This window comes from Streptomyces sp. NPDC056128 (assembly GCF_042263835.1).
GTDB lineage: Bacteria > Actinomycetota > Actinomycetes > Streptomycetales > Streptomycetaceae > Streptomyces.
The window spans coordinates 22,851-43,467 of the sequence record NZ_JBHJVQ010000002.1 but is presented as its reverse complement, the minus strand read 5'-3'; the positions used below and the strand labels follow the sequence as shown (position 1 = coordinate 43,467).

The window sequence follows — 20,617 nt, the reverse complement described above, 5'->3', positions numbered from 1 at the left end:
CCTTCGCGAAGGTCACCGGCCGACGGCGTTCCGGGCCCTCCCCCGGACCGCCCTCACAGCCCGCGCCGGCTCTCCCGCGCCAGCAGCACCAGCAGATACACGCCCCCGACGCACACCGTGACCGCGCCGGTCGGCAGGAGCACGCCCGGGATCGTGTGCTGTGCCGCGAGGTCGGCGCCGAGCAGCAGGACCGCGCCGACCAGCGCCGAACCGGCGAGGTCGACGGAGGTGCCGTGACCGGTGAGCCGGCGGGCGATCTGCGGGGCCGCCAGCGCGACGAAGGCGATCGGACCGGCCGCGGCGGTCACCACGGCCGTCGCGACCACCCCGAGGACGACCAGCAGCAGCTTGGTCCGCTCGACCGGCACGCCCAGCATCGCCGCCGTGTCGTCGCCGAGTTCGAGCCGCCGCATCCTGCGCTGGGCCACCGGGGCCACGGCCGCCACCCCCGCCAGTACGACGGCGGCCGTCCCGATGGTGGGCCAGTCCACGGTGGCCAGCGAACCGGCGCCCCACACCGCGACCCGCAGCGCGTTGTCCACGTCGGCCTTCACCGAGAACCAGGTGTTGGCCGAGGAGAGCAGCGCGCCCACCGCGATGCCCACGATGATCAGCCGGAAGCCCTGCACGCCCCGCCTGAAGGCCAGCAGGTACACACCGAACGCGGTGAGCAGGCCCCCGGCGAGCGCGCCCGCCGCGAGGGCCGAGTAGCCGGTCGCCCCCGCCAGCAGCGTCAGGACGACGCCGGTGTACGAGCCGGTGGTGAAGCCGATCACGTCGGGGCTGCCGAGCGGGTTGCGGGTGAGGGACTGGAAGACGGCACCGCCCACCGCGAGGGCGGCGCCGAACAGGACGGCGGCGACGATGCGCGGCGCCCGCCACTCCAGCACCACCTTGCGCACACTTCTGCTCGCTGACCCGGTGAGTACGTCGGTCAGGTCGCCCGGGCTCAGCGGATAGCTGCCCAGGGTGAAGGCCCACAGGGCCAGCGCGACCAGCACCAGCCACAGCACCCCGCAGACGACGACCGCGCGGCGGGTCACGCGCAGGCTCAGCGGTCCCGCCCTCAGGACAAACACCCCGCTCACAGCGCACGCGCCCGTCGTCCGCGCACCAGCCAGATCAGCACCGGCGCGCCGATGAGCGGCATCATCACTCCGACCGGCAGCTCGGCGGGGATCACGATCAGCCGGCCCAGTACGTCGGCGACCAGCACGATCGCCGGTGCCAGCACGGCGGAGTAGGCGAGGATCCAGCGCCAGTCGGGGCCGGTGAGCCACCGTACGGCGTGCGGCACCATGAGGCCGACGAACAGCAGCGGGCCCGCGGCGGCCGTCGCCGCGCCGCACAGCAGTGTCACCGCGACCACCACGCCGGACCGGGTCGCCCCGACCCGCAGGCCGACGGCGCGCGCCGCGTCGTCGCCGAGCGCGATCGCGTTGAGCGGGCGCGCACAGCAGACGGCGACGAGGAGCCCGGCCACGACGAAGGGGGCGATCGCCGCGACGGTGCCCCCGGGGCGGTCGGTGACGGTGCCCGCCCCCCAGAAGCGCATGCGGTCGAAGGTCTCCGTGTCGATCAGCGCGAGGGTCTCGGAGACACCGGAGAGCACCGCCGTGAACGCGACCCCGACGAGGGTGAGCCGCAGGGGCGAGGGCCCGCCCCCGCCACCCCGGCCGCCGCTCGCGGCGAGGAACACCACGGCCGTCCCGGCGATCGCCCCCGCGAACGCGAACGGCAGGTACTGCTCGATGCGCGTGACGCCGAACACGGCCACCCCCAGGGTGACGGCGAAACCGGCGCCGGCGTTGACGCCGAGGACCCCGGGGTCGGCGAGCGGGTTGCGGGTGAGCGCCTGGATGAGGGCCCCGGCCACGCCGAGCGACGCGCCGACCAGCAGGCCGAGAACGGTGCGGTCGACGCGGGCGTCGGCGACCGTGGCGTGGGTCGCGGAACCGTCGGACGTGGTGAGGGCCCGCCACACCACGTCCAGCGGGAGCATCGCCGAGCCGAGCGCGATGCTGAGCACCACCGCCGCGAGCAGTACGGCGACGGCGGCACCGAGGCCGATCAGCCGGCGCCCCGTGGGACGCGACGCGCGGGTCGGTGGGCGCGCGGCCGTCGTCGCCAGCGCCTGTGCCATCCATCCTCCTCGAAGAGCCCACGCCGACCGGCGGGGCCGAACTGCCGAACTTCGGTACTGCCGTACTGCCGTGCTGCCGTACTGCTGGAGTGCGCCTCACCGTCCGCCGAGCGCACCCACCGCGTCCGCCGTGAGCACGCCCACCGGGATGCCGGACTCGCGGCTGAGCGCGCGCAGCAGTCCGGCCCGGGTGGCGTAGCCGGCCGCCCTGGCCGCCGCCGTCAGTTCGCCGCCGCCGAGGATGTGCTCGACGGCGGCGTTCATCCTGGCCCGGCTCCGCCACCGTGTGAAGGGCAGTCCGGTCTCGTCGAGGAAGACCCGCTGCACCTGACGCGGGCTCATCCGGTGCTGGGCGGCGAGCAGCTCCAGCGTCACGGAGTGGGTGCGCAGGGCCTCGCGGGCGAGCGCGCGCACCGCCGGATGGGTGGGGAGCACCACCGGGAAGTACTGCCGGGAGATGCCCCGCAGCACCCGGCCGAGCGCCTGGCGGAACGGCCGGACCTCGGCCGTGGTGCCCGGTGCCGCGCCCAGCGCGGTGGTCATCACCTCGGTGATCGCGGGCACCACGCCGAGCGGCTGGACCCGGCGTCGGGGCAGGTCGTCGGGGGTGAGGGTGGGGCCGAGCGCCATGCCGCCGGGCTCGATCCGCAGCGCGTGCGGCACTTGGGGCGCGAGCCACACGGACTCCTGCCGGCCGAGCCGCCACTCCTCGCCGTCGGCGAGCAGGAGGGCGGAGCCGGTCACGATGTGGATGAGGTGCGGCTCGTCGTGCTGGTGCGTGTCGTGACCGAGAAAGCGGATGGCGTTCTCGGCGACCACGGTGCCGAGGGATGTCACCGGCAAGCCTGCCTCCCGTACCTGCGATGTGTCGTCTCCGTCACCGGCGATGTCGTACGCGGATCGACGCCACGGAACCAGCGAGGTTAGCCTCACCTTACCAACGGGTCGAACGTACGATCCCGTCCAGCCACGTGAGGTCCCATGCCTGCTCCTGCCCGCCTGCTCGCCGTCGCGCTCGTCGCCGCGCTGGCCCTCACCGGCTGCGCGGCCGACGACTCCCCGGGCGACGGCGACAAGGCGTCCGCCGCGAAGTCCCGTACGGTCGCGACCGACTACGGCGAGGTGAAGGTGCCCGCCGAGCCGAAGCGCGTCGTCGTGCTGAACCACGCGCTCGCCGGATACCTCTACGACCTCGACGTCCCGGTGACCGCGACCATCCCCGAGGACGCCGACGGCAAGGGCGAGTTCTCCCCCTACTGGGCCGACGAGGCGAAGAAGGACAAGACGACCTTCCTGCCGTGGAGCGTCGACGGCTTCGACCTGGAGGCGATCCTCGAACTCGAACCCGACCTCATCGTGGGCGGCGGCATCGGCTTCCCGCTGTTCCAGGCGGAGAAGGTGTACGACGACCTGTCGGACATCGCCCCGACGGTGCTGGTCGGCAAGAAGCTCGGCGACTGGCGCGGCCAGTTCTCCTTCCTCGCCGACGACGTCTTCGGCAAGAAGGACGTCTACGCCCAGCACCTCGCCGCCTACGACAAGCGCGTCACCGAGGTGAAGAAGGCCATCACGCCCCCGCCCGGCCCGGTCTCCTTCCTGGCCATGACCGGTGACGGCACCGCCTACGGGCTGGTGGAGAGCGTGGGCCTGCCGACCGAGTTCAAGAAGGTCGGCATCGAACCGGCGCCCGTCTTCGCCAAGGGCGGCTTCAAGGTGTACGGCGGGGGCGGCGACATGTTCGAGCTGTCGACGGAGAAGGCCGGGCAGACGATCACCCAGCCGTCGGTGTTCGTGATGGGCTTCAACGCCGACACCACCGACGTCGCCACCCTCAAGAAGAACCCGGTGTACGGCGCCCTGCCCGCCTTCAAGTCGGGGCACGCCTACGACCTGCCGTACTGGGTGCTGCGCGGCGACTACGACGAGGCGATGGCCCTGCTGGACATCATCGAGGAGCAGTTCGCCTGATGGCCGCCCAACGCGCGTACACGACGCATCCGCTCGTCCTGCGCCGGGTCACGGTGCGCCGCGTCATCGAGGTGACCCCGCGGATGCGGCGCGTCGTCCTCGGCGGCGACCAGCTCGCGCCGTTCACCCGGGACGGGACCGACCACCCCGGCTTCGCCGCGCCCGGGTTCGACGACCACGTCAAGGTGATCCTCGCCTCGGACGGCGACGTCCGGGCCGCGCTGCCCGCCCAGTTGCCGCACGGCATCGAGTGGACCCCGGCCGAGAACCGGCTGACCCGCGACTACACGCCCCGCCGGGTGGACGCCGCGGCCGGCGAAATCGACCTCGACTTCGTCGTGCACGGCGACGGACCGGCGGCGACTTGGGCGGCGTCGGCCCGGGAGGGCGACGAGCTGTGGTTCGTCGGCCCCAAGTCGTCGCTGCGGCTGCCGGAACGGCTGGACTGGATCCTCCTCGTCGGCGACGAGACCGCGCTGCCCGCGATCGGCCGCTTCCTGGACGAGCGTCCGGTCGACGCCCCCGCCCACGTCCTGGTCACCGTGCCCGACGACTCCGCCCGCCAGGAACTGGCGTTGCGCGACGGCGACACCGTGACCTGGGTCGTCGCGGAGCCCGGTGACGCGGCCGCGCTGGAGGCCGCGGTGCGCGAGCTGCCCGCGCCTCACGGTGAGGGGTACGCGTGGGCGGCGGCGGAGAGCCGGGCGCTGCTGCCGGTACGCCGGTATCTGCGGCGCGAGCGGGGGCTCCCGAAGGACCGGCTGAACATCACGGGCTACTGGCACCGCGAGGAGACGGTCCCGGCGCAGGCGGAGGGCTCGCCCGCCCCGGAGCACGGACGCGTGCCGTCGCCGGTGCCGTGGCTGGTGGCGCGGGCGGCGCTGCAGCTCGGTGTGATCGACGCGGTCGCCGACGCGCCGGGCATCCCGCTCGGGACGCTCGCGGCGCGCGTGGGCGTGCCGGCGGCGGGGATCGGCGTACTGCTGCCCCTGCTCACCGCGCACGGCGTGGTCGCCGGGGACGAGGACGGCCTGCGGCTCGGCGCGGCGGCCGAGGAACTGCTCGACGACCACAAGCGCGAGGAGTACGTCGGCCAGGAGGCGGAGCTGCTGCTCGCGCTCACGGAACTCGCGCCCGCGCTGCGGGACGGCGTCTCCCCCTGGCAGCGGGCGTCGGGCACCACCCTGCACGACACGGTAATCCGGGACGCGGAACGGTACGGCGAACTGGTCGAGGAGTGCGAGCAGTTGGTCTTCCTGCTCTCCGGCCTGACCGCCGACCCGCTGTGGACCGGCGTCGGGAAGTGCCTGCTCACCGGCCCCGGCACCGCGTCCGTCGTCGCCGCCCTGGACGACGCGGGGCACCGGCCGGGGCTGCGCGTCGCGGAGGACGACGTCCCCGCGGCGGTCCTGCGCGGCCGCGTCACGGCGCCGGAACGGATCGACTGGACGGGCGGCCCCGCCGACGTCGCCGTGGCCGCGAAGGCCCTCGCCCACCGGACCGACGACGAGGCCGCGGCGCTGCTGGAGCGGCTGGCCGGCTGGGTCCCGACGGCGGTCCTCGTCGAGGCCTCCCGCCCCGACGGCCTGAGCCCGCACGCTGCCGAGGCGGCCCTGCACGCCTACGCCGCGACCGGCGCCCCACTGCGCGACGCCACCGCGATCGCCGCCCTCGCCGCCCGCACGGGCTGGCACGTCACCCACGTCGTCCCCCTCGGCTGGGGCACCGAGGCCACGGTCCTGGAGCGCGGGGAGCCTGCTTCGGGGTGACCGGGGGGCCGGGAGGACCGGGGGGCCGGGGGACCGGGGGACCGGGGGGGCCGGAGTGCCGGAGGACCGGAGGGCCGGGGGGCCGCGCCTCCCGGCCGCCGTCCGGGCGGGCCACGTTCCACCGGCGCCCACCCGGCGCCACCGGCCGACACGGCGCGGCCCAGCCTGATGCGCCCGCGGCGAGTGAGACCACACGTCCGGGACGCATCCCCCGTCCACCGGCCCGACGGGCCACCCTCCACCGGCGCCCACCCCGCACCACCGACCGACACAGCGCGCCCCAGCCTGATGCGCCCGCGGCGAGGGGGACCACACGGCCCGTCTCCGCCCCGCCGACCGGACGGACTCCGGTTCACCGGCCCCGCCCGGCGCCGCCGCCCGCCCGGACGCGACCGGCAGCGGGTGGGGCCGCACACTGGCCGCACCACCACCGACCGCCCACCGGGCCGCCGCGGGTGATGGCCGGGCGTGCGCCGACGCCCACGCCGGGGCCAGGGCCCGGACGCCCGTCGGCGTCACCGCGGCACCCGCTCAGGACGACGTACGTTCCACCAACTCCGTCGCCAGCACCACCTGGTGCCGCTCCAGCCCCCGCGAAGCCGCCGGACGGCGGTCCGCGATCTCGGTCAGGAGCAGGTCGATCATCGCGCGGCCCATCTCCTCGATGGGCTGGCGGACGCTGGTCAGGGGCGGCTCCATGTGGCGGGCTATCGCCGAGTCGTCGTAGCCGACCAGCGCCACGTCGTCCGGGATGCGCCGCCCCGCCTCGCGCAGCGCCTGGCGGGCGCCCGCGGCGGTGACGTCCGAGGCGGCGAAGACCGCGTCCACGTCGGGACTGCGGCGCAGCAGCTCCTCCATCGCGCGGCGCCCGCCGTCCTCGGTGAAGTCACCGGCCTCGATCAGCCCCTCGTCCACCGCGTGGCCCGCGTCGCGCAGGGCGTCGCGGTAGCCGTCGACGCGGCGCTGGGCGCCGTAGACGTCGAGGCGGCCGGTGATGTGGGCGATGCGGCGGCAGCCCCGGGTCAGCAGGTGCTCGACGGCCGAGCGGGCCCCGCCGTAGTTGTCCGAGTCCACCGAGGCCAGCGACTCCGTGGCCGAGCGCGGGCCGCTGATCACGGCCGGGATCTCCAGCTGGGTCAGCAGGTCGGGCAGCGGGTCGTCGGCGTGCACCGAGACCAGCAGGACGCCGTCCACACGGTGCGCGGCCAGGTACTGGGCGAGCCGCTCGCGCTCCCGGTCGCTGCCCGCGAAGATCAGGAGCAGTTGCATCTCGGTGTCGGAGAGTTCGGAGCCGACACCCTTCAGCATGTCCGAGAAGTACGGTTCCGCGAAGAACCGGGTCTCCGGTTCGGGTACCACCAGCGCGATCGCGTCGGTGCGGTTGGCCGCCAGCGCGCGGGCCGCCGTGTTCGGGACATAGCCGAGTTCCGCGACCGCCGCCTCGACGGCCGCCCGGGTGGCGTCGCTGACCCGGGGCGAACCGTTGATCACCCGGGACACCGTGCCGCGGCCGACGCCCGCCCGTGCCGCCACCTCTTCGAGGGTGGGCCGGCCACCGCTCCGACCACGCGCTCCGTGGCTTGCCATCGGCTCCGCCTCCCGTCGACACCCCCGCACTCTGCGGCTGGCCTGGAATTTAACAGGCCGGTCGGGTGTAATGACCGGCTCCGGTTCCGCTCCCGCCGTGGCGGAGGTGTCTCCGTAGCGCTCGTCGCCCCCAGTTAACAGGCCGATAACTGAACGCGTTTCGTCGCGTCCGCTCCCTTGACACCCCCGCCCGGACCGACGACTCTTCAACACATCACTTGTGGGAGCGCTCCCACACTACCTGGCACATACACATCCCGCACGTTCCCCGCCCGAGCCGCAGCGACGAACGAACGACATGAAGCAGCGGGCCCAACCATGTAGTTGGCCGGGGGGTCGGCACGTCAGGGCAACAGGAGGACGCAATGCGAGCACGTACTCGATCCGCCCGCAAGGTGGTGGTCATCGCGGCCATCGCGTCGCTGGGCGCCGGGCTGCTGGCCGGCTGTGCCGATGACGGGAAGGACGAGGACGGCTCGTCGTCGGGCGACGGCGGCGGCAAGACCACGATCACCCTCGGTCTGTTCGGCACGATGGGCTTCAAGGAGGCGGGCCTCTACGAGGAGTACGAGAAGCTCAACCCGGACATCAACATCGAGGAGAACGTCACCGAGCGGAACGAGAACTACTACCCCGCTCTGGTCAACCACCTCACCACCGAGAGCGGCCTCCAGGACGTCCAGGCCATCGAGGTCGGCAACATCGCCGAGGTCGTCGGCACCCAGGCCGACAAGTTCGTGGACATGTCCAAGGCCGAGGGCGTGCAGCCGAGCAGCTGGCTGGACTGGAAGTGGAAGCAGGCCGTCACCAAGGACGGCAAGGCGGTCGGACTCGGCACCGACATCGGCCCGATGGCCATCTGCTACCGCAAGGACCTCTTCGAGAAGGCGGGCCTGCCGACCGACCGCGAGGAGGTCGGCAAGCTGTGGGCCGGTGACTGGAACAAGTTCATCGAGACCGGCGAGAAGTACAAGAAGGGTGCCGGCAAGGACACCTACTTCATGGACTCCCCCGGCGGACTGATCAACGCCGTCCTCAGCGGTGAGGAGGAGAAGTTCTACGACGCCGCCGGCGAGGTGATCTACAAGACCAACCCGGCCGTCAAGGACGCCTTCGACCTGACCGCGAAGGCCGCCGAGGAGGGCCTGGTCCAGTCGCAGACCCAGTTCCAGCCCGCCTGGGACCAGACCATCGCCAACAACAAGTTCGCCACCGTCGCCTGCCCGCCGTGGATGCTCGGCTACATCAAGGGCAAGTCCCAGCCCGAGGCGGCCGGCAAGTGGGACGTGGCCGCGGCGCCGAAGTCCGGCAACTGGGGCGGCACCTTCCTGGGCGTGCCCAAGAGCGGCAAGAACGTGGAAGCCGCGCAGAAGCTGGTCGCCTGGCTGACCGCGCCCGAGCAGCAGGCCAAGCTCTTCGCCGTGCAGGGCAGCTTCCCGAGCGCCCCGGCCGCCTACAAGTCGGCCGAGGTGACCGGCGCCAAGAACGACATGACCGGTGACGCGCCGATCGGTGAGCTGTTCGCCAAGGCCGCCGAGGCGATCCCGGCGCAGGTGATCGGCCCGAAGGACCAGATCATCCAGCAGGGTCTGACGGACAACGGCGTCATCTTGGTGACGCAGGGCAAGTCCCCTGAGGAGGCTTGGTCCAACGCCACCAAGACGATCGACAACAACCTGGAGAATTGAACCCTCCCCCAGCCGGAGCAGAGGGATTCCTGGCTCACGCTGCTCGCCCGCTCAGCAAGCGATCGAGTCCTACGCGATCAACACCAGCCGGGTTGGAACCAGCCCGGGCTACTACGACACCAAGGATCCATCCGCATGCTTGGTTCCCGCAACGCATCGCGCCCCGTTCACCCGATCGTGTGGACGGCGCCCGGCCTCCGGTCTCACGGCCGACGCTCACTCGGAGTCATCAGGTGACCGGAACCTCACCCAGTAACGCCACCACCGCCGCGTCCCCCTCCAAGGGGGGCGCGGCCCCGGGCCGACCGCCCGCCGACGCGGTGCCCCCCGAGGTGGCGAGGAAGCGGGCCCGGCTCTCCCGCCGCTGGCAGCGGGACATGCGCTGGAGTCCGTACGCGTTCGTCACCCCCTTCTTCGTGTTCTTCGCCGCGTTCGGCCTGTTCCCGCTGATCTACACCGGCTGGGCCTCGCTGCACACGGTGGAGCTGACCGCGCCCACCGACATGGCGTGGGCGGGCCTGGACAACTACACCAGGATCTTCGACGACGACTTCTTCTGGAACGCCGCGCAGAACACCCTGACCATCGGCATCATCTCCACGGTGCCGCAGCTGCTGATGGCGATGGGCCTGGCGCACATCCTCAACTACAAGCTGCGCGCCTCCACCTTCTACCGCGTGGTGATGCTGGCGCCGTACGCCACCTCGATCGCCGCCGCGTCGCTGGTCTTCGTCCTGCTCTTCGGCCGTGACTACGGCATGATCAACTGGGCTCTCGACCTGGTCGGCCTGGACAAGATCGACTGGCAGAACGGCACCTGGTCGTCCCAGTTCGCCGTCTCCTCCATCGTCATCTGGCGCTGGACCGGGTACAACGCGCTGATCTACCTGGCGGCGATGCAGGCGATCCCGCAGGAGCTGTACGAGTCGGCGGCGCTGGACGGTGCCAGCCGCTGGCGCCAGTTCATCCACGTCACGCTGCCCCAGCTGCGTCCGACGATCCTGTTCACGGTCGTCGTGTCGACCATCGGCGCCTCGCAGCTGTTCGGCGAGCCGCTGCTGTTCGACGCCAACAAGGGCGCCTCGGGCGGCTCCCAGCACCAGTTCCAGACGCTCGGCCTGTACCTGTACGAGCAGGGCTGGGTCAACCAGCACCTGGGCCGCGCCTCCGCGATCGCCTGGACGATGTTCCTGATCCTCATCGTGATCGGGATCGTCAACTACGTCATCTCGCGCCGGCTGCGCGCCAGTAGTTAAGGAGAACCGGCCGTGACGACGACCCTGACGAAACCCCCGGCCGACCGGGTCCCCGAGCCGCCCCGGCGCGGGCGCCGGTCCAAGGCGTCCCGGGCCGGCGGACAGATGCACGCCGGTCCGATCGCGTACATCATCCTCGCCCTGTTCACCATCGGCTCGCTCTTCCCGCTGGTCTGGACGGCGATCGCCGCCTCCCGCGACAATCAGCGCCTGGCCCAGACGCCGCCGCCCTTCTGGTTCGGCGCCAACCTCTTCGACAAACTGGAGATCGCCTGGAAGGACGCCAACCTCGGCGAGGCGATGCTCAACACCACGATCGTGGCGGGCATCTCCTCGATCACCATCGTCCTCATGTCGACGGTCGCCGGCTTCGCGTTCGCCAAGCTGAGGTTCAAGGGGCGCAACGCCCTGATGCTGATCGTCGTCGGCACGATGATGGTGCCGCCGCAGCTCAGCGTCATCCCGCTGTACATGATGGTCGCCAAGCTCGACTGGACCGACCAGCTCCAGGCCGTCATCTTCCCGTCCCTGGTCAGCGCGTTCGGCGTGTTCTTCATGCGGCAGTACCTGCTCCAGGCGCTGCCCGACGAGATCATCGAGGCCGCCCGGGTGGACGGCGCGAGCAGCTGGCGCGTCATCTGGCACGTGGTGTTCCCGACGGCGCGGCCCGCGATGGCCGTGCTGGGCATGCTGATGTTCGTCCAGGTGTGGAACGACTTCCTGTGGCCGTTCCTGGTGCTGACGCAGAACGGCAACCCGACCGTGCAGGTCGCGGTGGCGGGCCTCGGCCGCGGCTTCACCCCGGACCAGGCCCTGATCATGGCCGGCGCGCTGCTGGGCACGCTGCCGCTGCTGCTCGTCTTCGCGATCTTCGGCAAGCAGATCGTGGGCGGCATCATGCAGGGAGCCGTCAAGGGCTGACAGGCTGCCGAGAAGGGCAGACACCAAGGGCCGACACCTCACCCGGTGGGCCGGGTCGCCGCCGCCCCGGCCCGCATTCCCCCCTCGTCCTTACTACGCGCCGGTCGTCACACGACCCGCTATGGGAGCGCTTCCATGCTTGAGTCCGCAACGCCGGTGACCCCGGTGACCTTCCCCCCTGCCTTCCTCTGGGGCGCCGCGACCTCGGCGTACCAGATCGAGGGCGCGGTGCGCGAGGACGGCCGCACGCCCTCGATCTGGGACACCTTCAGCCACACCCCCGGGAAGACGGCCGGCGGGGACACCGGTGACATCGCTGTCGACCACTACCACCGCTACCGCGACGACGTGGCGCTGATGAAGGACCTGGGGCTCGGCGCGTACCGCTTCTCCGTCTCCTGGCCCCGGGTGCAGCCGACCGGCCGCGGCCCCGCCGTCCAGCGCGGCCTGGACTTCTACCGCCGCCTGGTGGACGAGCTGCTGGCCGCGGGGATCAAACCGGCCGTCACCCTCTACCACTGGGACCTGCCGCAGGAGCTGGAGGACGCGGGCGGCTGGCCGGAGCGGGACACCGCGTACCGGTTCGCGGAGTACGCGCAGATCGTGGGTGAGGCGCTCGGCGACCGCGTGGAGCAGTGGATCACGCTCAACGAGCCCTGGTGCGCGGCCTTCCTGGGCTACGCCTCCGGGGTGCACGCGCCCGGGCGCACCGACCCGGCGACCTCGCTGCGTGCCGCGCACCACCTGAACCTGGCGCACGGTCTGAGCACGGTGGCCCTGCGGTCGGTGATGCCGGCCCGCAACTCGGTGGCGATCAGCCTCAACACCTCGGTCGTCCGCCCGCTGTCGCAGAACTCCGGGGACCTGGCGGCGGCCCGCAGGATCGACGACCTGTCCGGCGGGATCTTCCACGGCCCGATCCTGCACGGCGCCTACCCGCAGTCCCTGCTGGAGGCGACGGCGCCGGTGACCGACTGGTCGTACGTCCAGGACGGCGACCTGGGGCAGATCCGCCAGCCGATCGACGCGATCTGCCTCAACTACTACACGCCCACCGTGGTGTCGGCGGCGGACGCCGACTCCCGGGCGCCGCGCGCCGACGGTCACGGCGCGAGCGACCACTCGCCGTGGCCGGCCGCCGACGACGTGGCCTTCCACCAGCCGCCGGGCGAGCGCACGGAGATGGGCTGGAGCGTCGACCCGACCGGCCTGCACGAGCTGATCATGCGCTACCACCGCGAGGCTCCCGGCCTGCCGCTGTACATCAGCGAGAACGGTGCCGCCTACGACGACAAGCCCGGCGCCGACGGCACGGTGCACGACCCGGAGCGCGTCGCCTACCTGCACGGCCACCTCGCGGCGGTGCGCCGGGCCATCACCGACGGTGCCGACGTCCGCGGTTACTACCTGTGGTCCCTGATGGACAACTTCGAGTGGGCCTACGGCTACGAGAAGCGGTTCGGCGCGGTCTACGTCGACTACGTCTCCCAGCAGCGCACCCCCAAGTCGAGCGCCCTGTGGTACGGCCGGGCGGCCCGTACGGGTGCGCTGCCGCCGGTGGACTCCGCCGAGTAGGCGCCTCCCGGGGGCGGCACGACCGATGCGGGGCGCGGCACCCTACGTGGGTGCCGCGCCCCGCTCGTGGGGCCGGTGTGGGGGGGGGAAGCCCGGCCCTACTTGAAGGCGGCGAAGGCCTTCGCGAAGGCGTTCGCCTCCTGGTCGATCGAGCTGCACGTCGCGTCGGCCGCGGGCTTCGGGCCGCCGGGGCACGCCTTGTCGCGGGTCGCGGACCACATGGACAGTCCGCCCAGGCCCTTGGACTCGGCGAACTTCACGAGCTGGCCGGCGTCCTCGACGGTGAAGACCTCGGAGACGACGTCGTTGACGCCGATCATCGGGGTGACGGCGACCGTCTTCCAGGCCTCGTCGTCGGAGCGGCCGAGGACGCCCTTGACCTGCGCCTGGGTGGCGGTGGCGGCCTGCTCGGCGTAGGTGCCCATGTCGTCGCTGTACGCGGGCCCGTAGTCCATCGCCATGATGTTGACGGTGCCGATGTCCACGCCGTTCTCCTTCGCGTCGGCGAGGAGGTCGACGCCCGCCTGGGTCAGGCCCTCGGGCATGACGGGGAGGGTGAAGGAGACGTCCAGGCCGGGGTGTTCCTTCTGGAGCGCGGCGATGGCCTGGGCGCGGCGGCTGTTGGCCGCGGTGTCGGGCAGCGCGCCGCCCTCGACGTCGAAGTCGACCTTGGTGAGGTCGTAGGCGTCGACGACCTTGCCGTACGCCGCCGCCAGCGCGTCCACGGACGTGCAGGTGGTGCCCAGTTCGGAGCCGGAGGCGCCGCCGAAGGAGACGCGGACGTCGCCGCCCTCGGCGCGCAGGGCGCCTATCTGCTTGGCCACGGCGTCGCTCGCGAGGTCGGTGACGCCGCCCCACTTGGGGGTGCAGCCGCCGCCGTCGGTGACGAAGGCGAGGGTGTAGTCCTTCACGCCGGTGGCCTCGGCGTTGGCGAGGAGGTCGTAGGCGGGGTAGAGGGAGGTGTCGACGTACGGCGCGAAGCCGACGCCGGCGGCGGTGCCGTTGCCGGGTGTCGAGGTGGGCGCCGGGGTGGTGGCGGTGCCGGTCGGGTCCGGCTCGGCGGAGTCGGTGGCCGTGGGGGCCGGGGTGGAGGTGGGGGCCGGGGCTTCGGTGGGGCGGCCGCTGGGCTCGGGGGTGGCGCCGTCGTCCGCCGAGCACTCGGCGTCGTCGACGAGGCAACCGGTCGGCTCGTCCGTGCCCTTGACGACGAAGCCTACGGTGACGGACTCGCCGGCCTTCAGGCCGTCCGTGTCCCACTTCGGCGGGGTCACGGTGACGTGCTGTCCGCTCACCTTCGACTCGGCGTTCCACAGCGAGCCCAGCTTCGTCCCGCCGGGCAGGTCGAACTCCAGCGTCCAGTCCGTCTTCGCCCCGCCGCTGCCGTTGGTGACGACGTACTGGGCGGTGTAGCCGTCCGACCACTCGCTGGTCTTCGTGTAGACGGCGCCCACCGGGGCCGCCTGGGCGGTACTGGTGAACAGCAGCGCGCCACCACCGGCCACGGCCGCCGCGACGACGGTGCCGATCGCCTTGTTCCTGCCACTGACCCTGCGTCGGTGCGTGCGCGTCATGTGCCTGCCTTCGCTGTTCACGGTGCCCCCGGCGGGGAACGTCCGGGGGTGGGGGTGCGGCAGCACGCTAGCGAGCCGGAAACGGGCAAAGAGCCTGATCCGGGCGGGGGTCGGCGATCTTAGGGTGCGCTTAAGGAAGAGATCGGGGCCGATTAATGGTGGCCGTCTGCCGGGGCTGCCTGCGGCGCCGCACGGCTCCCCGGTGGCCGCGCCGCTCGGGCGCCGTCCGCCCGTCGAGCTGCACCCAGATGCGCACCTCGGTGCCGCCCAGCACGGAGGAGCCGATGCGGACGTCGCCGCCCGTCGACTCGGCCATGCGGCGCACGATGTCCAGGCCCAGCCCGGTCGACCCGTCGCTGCCCGAACCCCGGCCGCGGGCCATCGCCGCCTCGGGGTCGGGTATGCCGGCGCCCGCGTCCGACACGAGCACGATCACCGCGTCCTCGCCGTTGTGCAGGTCGACGGCGAAGGCGGTGCCCTCGGCGGTGTGCCGGAAGACGTTGCCGAGCAGGGCGTCGAGGGAGGCGGCCAGGTCGGCGCGGGCCACGGGTATGCGCACCGGGCGGTCGGCGCCGGCCACCCGCCACTTGCGGCCCTCGTCCTCGGCGAGCGCGGACCAGAACCCCATCCGCTCGCGCACCACCTCGGCCGCGTCGCACCCGGCGCCCGGTCCGGCGGCGGCCGTCTGCGGCTTGGCGTCCCGGGCGGTGCGGATGATGGTGTCGACCTCGCGCTCCAACTGCTCGACGGCGGACCGGGTCTGCTCGGCGGCCGGCCCGTCGCCGAGCGAGGCCGCGTTGAGCCGCAGCACGGTCAGCGGGGTGCGGAGCCGGTGGGACAGGTCGGCGGCCAGCTCGCGTTCGTTGGCCAGGAGCTGGACCACCTGGTCGGCCATGGAGTTGAACGCGACGGCCGCGAGCCGCAGTTCGTTCGGCCCCTCCACGGGCACCCGCGAGCCCAGCCGGCCCTCCCCGAGTTGGTGCGCGCCCTCGACCAGGCGCTGCGCGGGCCGCACCATCCGCACGCCCAGCCGGTCGGCGACCGCGACGGAGCCGACGATCAGGGCGGCGCCGACCGCGGCGAGCACCGCCCAGGCCGTGGCGACCCCGTTGGTGACCTCGGACTCGGGGACGTACACCTCGACCACGGCGATCTCGCCGGAGCTGAGCGCGACCGGCTGGAGCAGCGTGGAACCGCCGTCCACCTCGGTGGTGGAGGCGCGGCCCATCTCGCGTACGGCGGCGATGTCCTCGTCGGTGGCGCGCTGCCGGCCGATGTCGGCGGCCCGCTGCCCCGCGCCGTCGGTGCGGTCGGCCGGCTCGCCGGACGCCGGTATGTGCACGGCCATTCCGGCGTCCGAGCCGGCGGAGGCGACGACGCGCTCCAACTGGTCGCGGTCGGTGGTGATGGACAGCGCGGGGGCGACGGCGGCCGCCTCCCGTTCGGCGTTGGAGAAGGCGCGGTCCCGGGCCATCTCCCGGATGACGAGTCCCAGGGGGACGGCGAAGGCGACGACGACCATCGCGGTGACCGCCAGCGACACCTTGACCAGGGCCCACCTCATCGCGGCGGCTCCGCTCCGGGCAGCCCTCGGTCCTGCGCCGGGCCCTGCTCCGGGCCCTGCTCCAGGGGAGGCTCCAGCTTCACGCCGACACCGCGCAGGGTGTGCAGGTAGCGCGGCCGCGCCGCGGTCTCGCCCAGCTTGCGCCGCAGCCAGGACAGGTGGACGTCGATGGTCTGGTCGTCGCCGTAGGACTGCTGCCAGACCTCGGCGAGCAGTTCCTTGCGGGGGACGACGACGCCCGGCCGGCCGGCCAGGAAGGCGAGCAGGTCGAACTCGCGGCGGGTCAGGTCGAGACGGACGCCGTCCAGGTCGGCCTGGCGGCGCAGCGGGTCGACGGTGAGGCCGCCGACCCGGATGACGGGCGAGGGCGCCGCCTCAGCGGGGCCGGTCCGGGCCCGGCGCAGGACGGCGGCCATGCGGGCGGACAGGTGCTCCACGGAGAACGGCTTGGTGAGGTAGTCGTCCGCGCCCGCGTTCAACAGCCGCACGACCTCCGCCTCGTCGTCCCGGGCGGTGGCGACGATCACGGGTACGTCGGTGATGCCGCGCAGCATCTTCAGCGCCTCGGAGCCGTCCAGGTCGGGCAGTCCGAGGTCGAGGATCACCACGTCGAAACGGAAATGGGCGACCTCGCGCAGCGCCTCCAGCGCCGTACCGACGCTGCGCACGGTGTGCGAGGCGTCGGTCAGCTGCCGGATGAGCGCCGAGCGTACGAACTGGTCGTCCTCGACCACGAGCACACTTGCCATGGGCGGCACCGTACGCCATGCGGACCAAACCGGTGCGGGCCTGTGGACAACTCCGGCGGGGGCCTGTGCACAACCCCGCCGGGGGCCACCGTCACACTCCGTTCGGGCGACACGGGTGGGGCGGGTGAGGCAGTATGGCCGCGATGCGCAGAGGACTCGTCCACGTACTTGCCTGGCTGCTCGCCACCGGCGCGGCGGTCACGCTGTCGTGGTGGGGCGTCCACACGGTGATGACGGGCACGGCCTACGACGCGCCTCGCGCGCTGCCCATCACCGCGGCCGACGCGTCGGTACGGGACTCGCACGACGCCTCCGAGGAAGCGGGTTCGCGGGCGTCGTCCACCAGCCGTCCGTCGCCGTCGGGCAGTCCGTCGCCGTCGCCGAGCGAGACCCGCCCCGAGCCGGACCCCACCCCGTCGCGGACCGCCCCGTCCACCACGCCCGAGCGCCCGGCGAACCCCTCCCCCGCCACCTCCGGCGAGGTCAGGAGCTACGACACCGACGGCGGCCGCGCGGTCTTCGACCTCGGCAAGTCGTCGGCGTCCCTGGTGTCGGCGACGCCGGGGGCGGGCTGGTCGATGCAGGTGTGGAAGACGGAGTCGTGGATCCGGGTGGAGTTCAGCTCGGGGGCGGACCGGGTGTCCGTGTTCTGCACCTGGCACGACGGGCCGCCGCGCGTGGAGATCGGCACCTACTGAGCCGCCGCCGCGCCGTACCTCGGCCCCCTGCCACGGGTCAGCGGAAGACGGAGGGCGGCGGCGCGGGCGAGTCCACCGCCGCCGCGTCCGTCACCGGTACCGCGCCGCCCGTGAAGTCGGCCAGCGCGCGGCCGTGTTCCACCCGGGCGGGCTGCGGGTCGGAGGCGGCGCGGCGGGTGAGTTCGGCGACCGGCAACGGGCGGTCGGAGGCGACGAGGACGGCGTTGCCGAAGCGCTTGCCGCGCAGCACGGCGGGGTCGGCGACGAGGGCGAGTTCCGCGAACCGGGCGGCGGCGGTGGCGATCTGGCCGCGCAGGTGGGCGAGGGGCGGGCCGTCGGCGAGGTTGGCGGCGTAGACCCCGCCGGGCGCGAGCGCGCGCCGGACCTCGTCCAGGAACTCGGCGGACGTCAGGTGGGCCGGGGTGCGGGCGCCGCTGAAGACGTCCGCGACGATCAGGTCGGCCCAGCCGTCGGGCACCTTGGCCAGTCCGGCGCGGGCGTCGGTGGAGCGCACCCGTATCCGCGCGCCGGGGTCCAGGGGCAGCTCCCGACGGACCAGTTGGACGAGGGCGGCGTCCCGCTCGACGACCTGCTGGGTGGAACGGGGACGGGTGGCGGCCAGGTAGCGGGCGAGGGTGAGGGCGCCGCCGCCGAGGTGCACGGCCTGGACGGGTCTGCCCGGCGGGGCGGCGAGGTCGATGACGTGCCCGAGACGACGCTGGTACTCGAAGGACAGGTGGGTCGGGTCGTCGAGGTCGACGTGCGACTGCGGGGCGCCGTCGATCAGCAGGGTCCAGGCCCGGGTCCGGTCCCGGTCGGGGATCAGCTCGGCGCGTCCGCCGTCGACGTCCTCGACGACCGTCTCGGCGGCAGCGCGCCCGCGGCGGGCGTTCCTGGACTTTCCCATCGGGCCATTATCCGCGCACGGCGAGCTCCGGCAGCGCGCGGTCGGACGGCTGGCGCGTGGCCGGGACGGCTCAGCGGCAGCTGTCGGCCGCTCTGATCAGCCGGGCCGCCTCGCCCAGCGCCTCGCGCAGCACCGCGGGGTCGGTCGCGAGGTCCGCCTCGCCGGGCGGCAGCAGCCAGTCGGAGCCCTCCACGGGCGGCTCGGGCGGCAGGTCGAGGCTCAGCCCGCGGCCGTCCGTCTCCGTACAGGTGCTGCCCGGCACGTCCCAGGCGGCGGCGGTGCCCGGCGGCACCAGGAACCCCAGGGTGTCGCAGCCGTCGTCGTGGATCACGGGACCCACCGCCTCGCCGGCTCCCCGCCTGAGGATGTCGACCGCCTCCAGACCCTGCCGGGTCGGCACGGTGACGACGTCGCAGGCGTCGCAGGGCGGATCGCTGATCCTGCTGGTATCCATCCCGGCCTCCACCACGGAAGTCCTCCTCGGACGAGCGGGTCGGGAGTCGAGGGCCTCCCGGTCACCCTGTCCAACGCGGCGGGCCGTCAACGGCTACGGCACAAGTCCGCCGCAAAGGATGGCACTTCATGGCAGATCGCGGGTGAGATATCCGGTTTGTAGCCAAACAGTGCGTGGCGGCTCCGTCACAGCCGGTACGTTCTTGCTCGCCGGAAACAGGGATGCCACATGGTGGCAGGCGGATGATTTCCGCAACTCATCTCTTTTCCGGCATGGTTCGACGGTTCGCACGAGAGGACCCGGCCATGGCGTCGTCAACGGTGACCTCCGCCCAGCCCGAACGGCCGTCGCGGCCGAACCTCGCCTTCCGGCGGTTGCGCGGCAAGCGCTCGCCGGCCGAGTTCGCGGCGGCGGTCCGCCGGGCCGCGCGCGAGATCGGCGAGCGGGTGAGCTGTGACGCGCGCTACGTCGGCCGGGTCGAGGCGGGCGAGATCCGCTGTCCCAACTACGCGTACGAGCGGGTGTTCCTGCACATGTTCCCCGGTCGCACGCTCACCGACCTGGGGTTCGCGCCCCGCTCGTCGGTACGCGGACGCCGGGTGCGTACCGACGAGGACGCGCTCCCGGCGCACACCCGCCCGTCCGAACGCGCCCCGAGTGAGACGCGGGGGGCGGGTGAACCGTATGAGACGCATGACACGCAGGACCCGTACGAAAAGCACGACAACAATGAGGAGAGCGACGTGCTGCGTCGCGCATTCATGACGAGCGGGGCCACCGTGGCCGCCGCCTCACTGGGCCCCCTGGGGCTCGCCCTCGACGCCGCGGCGGCCGGACGTCCCGTGCGCCGCGCGGGATCCGGCGAGGCCGGCGCCCTCGAAGAAGCGGTCCGCCGGATCCGGCTGCTGGACGACCGGCACGGCGCGGACGGCCTCTACCGGCGCGCGGCGGCCCCGCTGCGCACCGCGTACGCGCTGCTGGACGCCGGGGCGTCCCGCCGGGCGACGGCGGACCGGCTCTACACGGGCGCCGGTGAACTGGCGATCTCCGTGGGCTGGCTGGCGCACGACTCCGGGCGCTTCGACGACGCGCGCTCCCACTACGCGGAGGCCCTGGCCACCTCCCGGATGACCGGCGACGCGGGTCTGGAGGCGCACGCCTTCTGCAACATGGCGTTCCTCGCCCGCGACGCCGGGCGCCCGCGCGAGGCGGTACGGGCGGCCCAGGCCGCGCAGCGCGCCGCCCGCCCGCTGGGCTCGGACCGGCTGATGTCGCTGCTGGCGCTGCGCGAGGCGGGCGGCTGGGCAGGGCTCGCCGACCGGGTCGGCTGCGAACAGGCGCTGGTCCGCGCGCAGGCCTTCTTCGAGCGGGGCCCCTCGGACGCCGACCCCGAGTGGATGAGTTTCTACGGCCGTGCCGAGCTGGAAGGTCTGGAGGCGCAGTGCTGGTCCGCGCTGGGCGACTGGCACCGGGCCGCCCGGCACGCGCGACGGGCCGCCGAGCTGCAGGACCCGCACTTCACGCGGAACCTCGCGCTGTACTCGGCGGAGCTGGCGGACGACCTGGCCCGCGGCGGCCACCCCGACGAGGCGGCGGACGCCGGCCTGCGGGTCCTGGACCTGCTGGGCGAGGTCCAGTCCTCCCGCATCCACACGATGCTGGCCGGAACGGCCCGAGTCCTGCTGCCCCACCGCCGCAACCCGGGCGTCTCAACGTTCCTGGACCGCCACACAGCACTACCACGCCCGGCCTGAGAACCAGCAGATG

The 20,617-nt window shown here is 73.1% G+C and carries 17 protein-coding genes; 8 read left to right on the top strand and 9 right to left on the bottom strand.

The features are described from left to right. Positions 1–53: 53 nt before the first annotated feature. From ACFC1X_RS04150 to ACFC1X_RS04140, 3 genes are all read right to left on the bottom strand, one after another. Positions 54–1,088, bottom strand: coding sequence for a FecCD family ABC transporter permease (locus tag ACFC1X_RS04150; RefSeq protein ID WP_376348619.1), 1,035 nt, complete (start codon positions 1,086–1,088; stop codon positions 54–56). Continuing rightward, complete coding sequence (locus ACFC1X_RS04145; protein WP_376348617.1) at positions 1,085–2,143, bottom strand: iron chelate uptake ABC transporter family permease subunit; 1,059 nt, start codon at positions 2,141–2,143, stop codon at positions 1,085–1,087. The genes ACFC1X_RS04150 and ACFC1X_RS04145 overlap by 4 nt, the downstream gene beginning before the upstream one ends. A gap of 96 nt (positions 2,144–2,239) precedes the next feature. Beyond that, the gene (locus ACFC1X_RS04140) at positions 2,240–2,986 is read right to left on the bottom strand and encodes a helix-turn-helix domain-containing protein (protein WP_376348615.1); all 747 of its coding nucleotides are present in this window, start codon (positions 2,984–2,986) and stop codon (positions 2,240–2,242) included. Between the two features lie 138 nt (positions 2,987–3,124). Between ACFC1X_RS04140 and ACFC1X_RS04135 the strand changes: the two genes are divergently transcribed. Together ACFC1X_RS04135 and ACFC1X_RS04130 are read left to right on the top strand one after the other, a co-directional pair. After that, positions 3,125–4,111 carry an ABC transporter substrate-binding protein gene (locus ACFC1X_RS04135; RefSeq protein WP_376348614.1) on the top strand — a complete coding sequence of 329 codons (987 nt, stop codon included), beginning with the start codon at positions 3,125–3,127 and terminating at the stop codon, positions 4,109–4,111. Then, a complete protein-coding gene (locus tag ACFC1X_RS04130; RefSeq protein ID WP_376348612.1) occupies positions 4,111–5,880 on the top strand; it encodes a siderophore-interacting protein in 1,770 nt (589 codons plus the stop codon). Before ACFC1X_RS04135 ends, ACFC1X_RS04130 begins: the two co-directional genes overlap by 1 nt. A 531-nt stretch (positions 5,881–6,411) precedes the next feature. Here ACFC1X_RS04130 and ACFC1X_RS04125 read toward each other — a convergent pair. Next, positions 6,412–7,467, bottom strand: a complete 1,056-nt coding sequence (locus ACFC1X_RS04125; protein WP_376348611.1) for a LacI family DNA-binding transcriptional regulator — start codon at positions 7,465–7,467, stop codon at positions 6,412–6,414. 365 nt (positions 7,468–7,832) lie between these two features. Here ACFC1X_RS04125 and ACFC1X_RS04120 point away from each other — a divergent pair, with 365 nt between their 5' ends. The 4 genes from ACFC1X_RS04120 to ACFC1X_RS04105 all read left to right on the top strand — a co-directional run bounded on the left by ACFC1X_RS04120 (position 7,833) and on the right by ACFC1X_RS04105 (position 12,907). After that, positions 7,833–9,155, top strand: coding sequence for an extracellular solute-binding protein (locus ACFC1X_RS04120; RefSeq protein WP_376348609.1), 1,323 nt, complete (start codon positions 7,833–7,835; stop codon positions 9,153–9,155). Between the two features lie 233 nt (positions 9,156–9,388). Continuing rightward, the gene (locus ACFC1X_RS04115) at positions 9,389–10,411 is read left to right on the top strand and encodes a carbohydrate ABC transporter permease (protein WP_376348607.1); all 1,023 of its coding nucleotides are present in this window, start codon (positions 9,389–9,391) and stop codon (positions 10,409–10,411) included. A 12-nt stretch (positions 10,412–10,423) separates the two neighbouring features. Then, positions 10,424–11,332 (top strand): carbohydrate ABC transporter permease, encoded by a 909-nt coding sequence (locus ACFC1X_RS04110; RefSeq protein ID WP_376348605.1) that lies wholly within the window; start codon positions 10,424–10,426, stop codon positions 11,330–11,332. 135 nt (positions 11,333–11,467) lie between these two features. After that, positions 11,468–12,907 carry a GH1 family beta-glucosidase gene (locus tag ACFC1X_RS04105; RefSeq protein WP_376348604.1) on the top strand — a complete coding sequence of 480 codons (1,440 nt, stop codon included), beginning with the start codon at positions 11,468–11,470 and terminating at the stop codon, positions 12,905–12,907. Between the two features lie 98 nt (positions 12,908–13,005). Here ACFC1X_RS04105 and ACFC1X_RS04100 read toward each other — a convergent pair whose 3' ends face one another. The 3 genes from ACFC1X_RS04100 to ACFC1X_RS04090 form a co-directional block, all read right to left on the bottom strand. Next, positions 13,006–14,478: a cellulose binding domain-containing protein gene (locus ACFC1X_RS04100; protein WP_376348602.1), complete on the bottom strand. Its 1,473-nt coding sequence runs from the start codon at positions 14,476–14,478 to the stop codon at positions 13,006–13,008. 130 nt (positions 14,479–14,608) lie between these two features. Next, positions 14,609–16,042 (bottom strand): sensor histidine kinase, encoded by a 1,434-nt coding sequence (locus tag ACFC1X_RS04095; RefSeq protein WP_376348600.1) that lies wholly within the window; start codon positions 16,040–16,042, stop codon positions 14,609–14,611. Then, on the bottom strand, positions 16,039–16,791 hold the full coding sequence (locus ACFC1X_RS04090) for a response regulator transcription factor (RefSeq protein ID WP_376348599.1): 753 nt from the start codon (positions 16,789–16,791) through the stop codon (positions 16,039–16,041). Before ACFC1X_RS04090 ends, ACFC1X_RS04095 begins: the two co-directional genes overlap by 4 nt. A 143-nt stretch (positions 16,792–16,934) precedes the next feature. On the opposite strand from ACFC1X_RS04090, the gene ACFC1X_RS04085 reads away from it, so the two are divergent. Continuing rightward, positions 16,935–17,489 (top strand): hypothetical protein, encoded by a 555-nt coding sequence (locus ACFC1X_RS04085; RefSeq protein WP_376348597.1) that lies wholly within the window; start codon positions 16,935–16,937, stop codon positions 17,487–17,489. Positions 17,490–17,526: 37 nt separating this feature from the next. On the opposite strand, the gene ACFC1X_RS04080 is transcribed toward ACFC1X_RS04085, so the two are convergent. Together ACFC1X_RS04080 and ACFC1X_RS04075 are read right to left on the bottom strand one after the other, a co-directional pair. Continuing rightward, on the bottom strand, positions 17,527–18,396 hold the full coding sequence (locus ACFC1X_RS04080; protein ID WP_376348595.1) for a spermidine synthase: 870 nt from the start codon (positions 18,394–18,396) through the stop codon (positions 17,527–17,529). Positions 18,397–18,466: 70 nt separating this feature from the next. Then, on the bottom strand, positions 18,467–18,865 hold the full coding sequence (locus tag ACFC1X_RS04075) for a hypothetical protein (RefSeq protein WP_161330063.1): 399 nt from the start codon (positions 18,863–18,865) through the stop codon (positions 18,467–18,469). 290 nt (positions 18,866–19,155) lie between these two features. Here ACFC1X_RS04075 and ACFC1X_RS04070 point away from each other — a divergent pair, with 290 nt between their 5' ends. Then, on the top strand, positions 19,156–20,604 hold the full coding sequence (locus tag ACFC1X_RS04070) for a hypothetical protein (RefSeq protein ID WP_376348593.1): 1,449 nt from the start codon (positions 19,156–19,158) through the stop codon (positions 20,602–20,604). Positions 20,605–20,617: the final 13 nt, after the last annotated feature.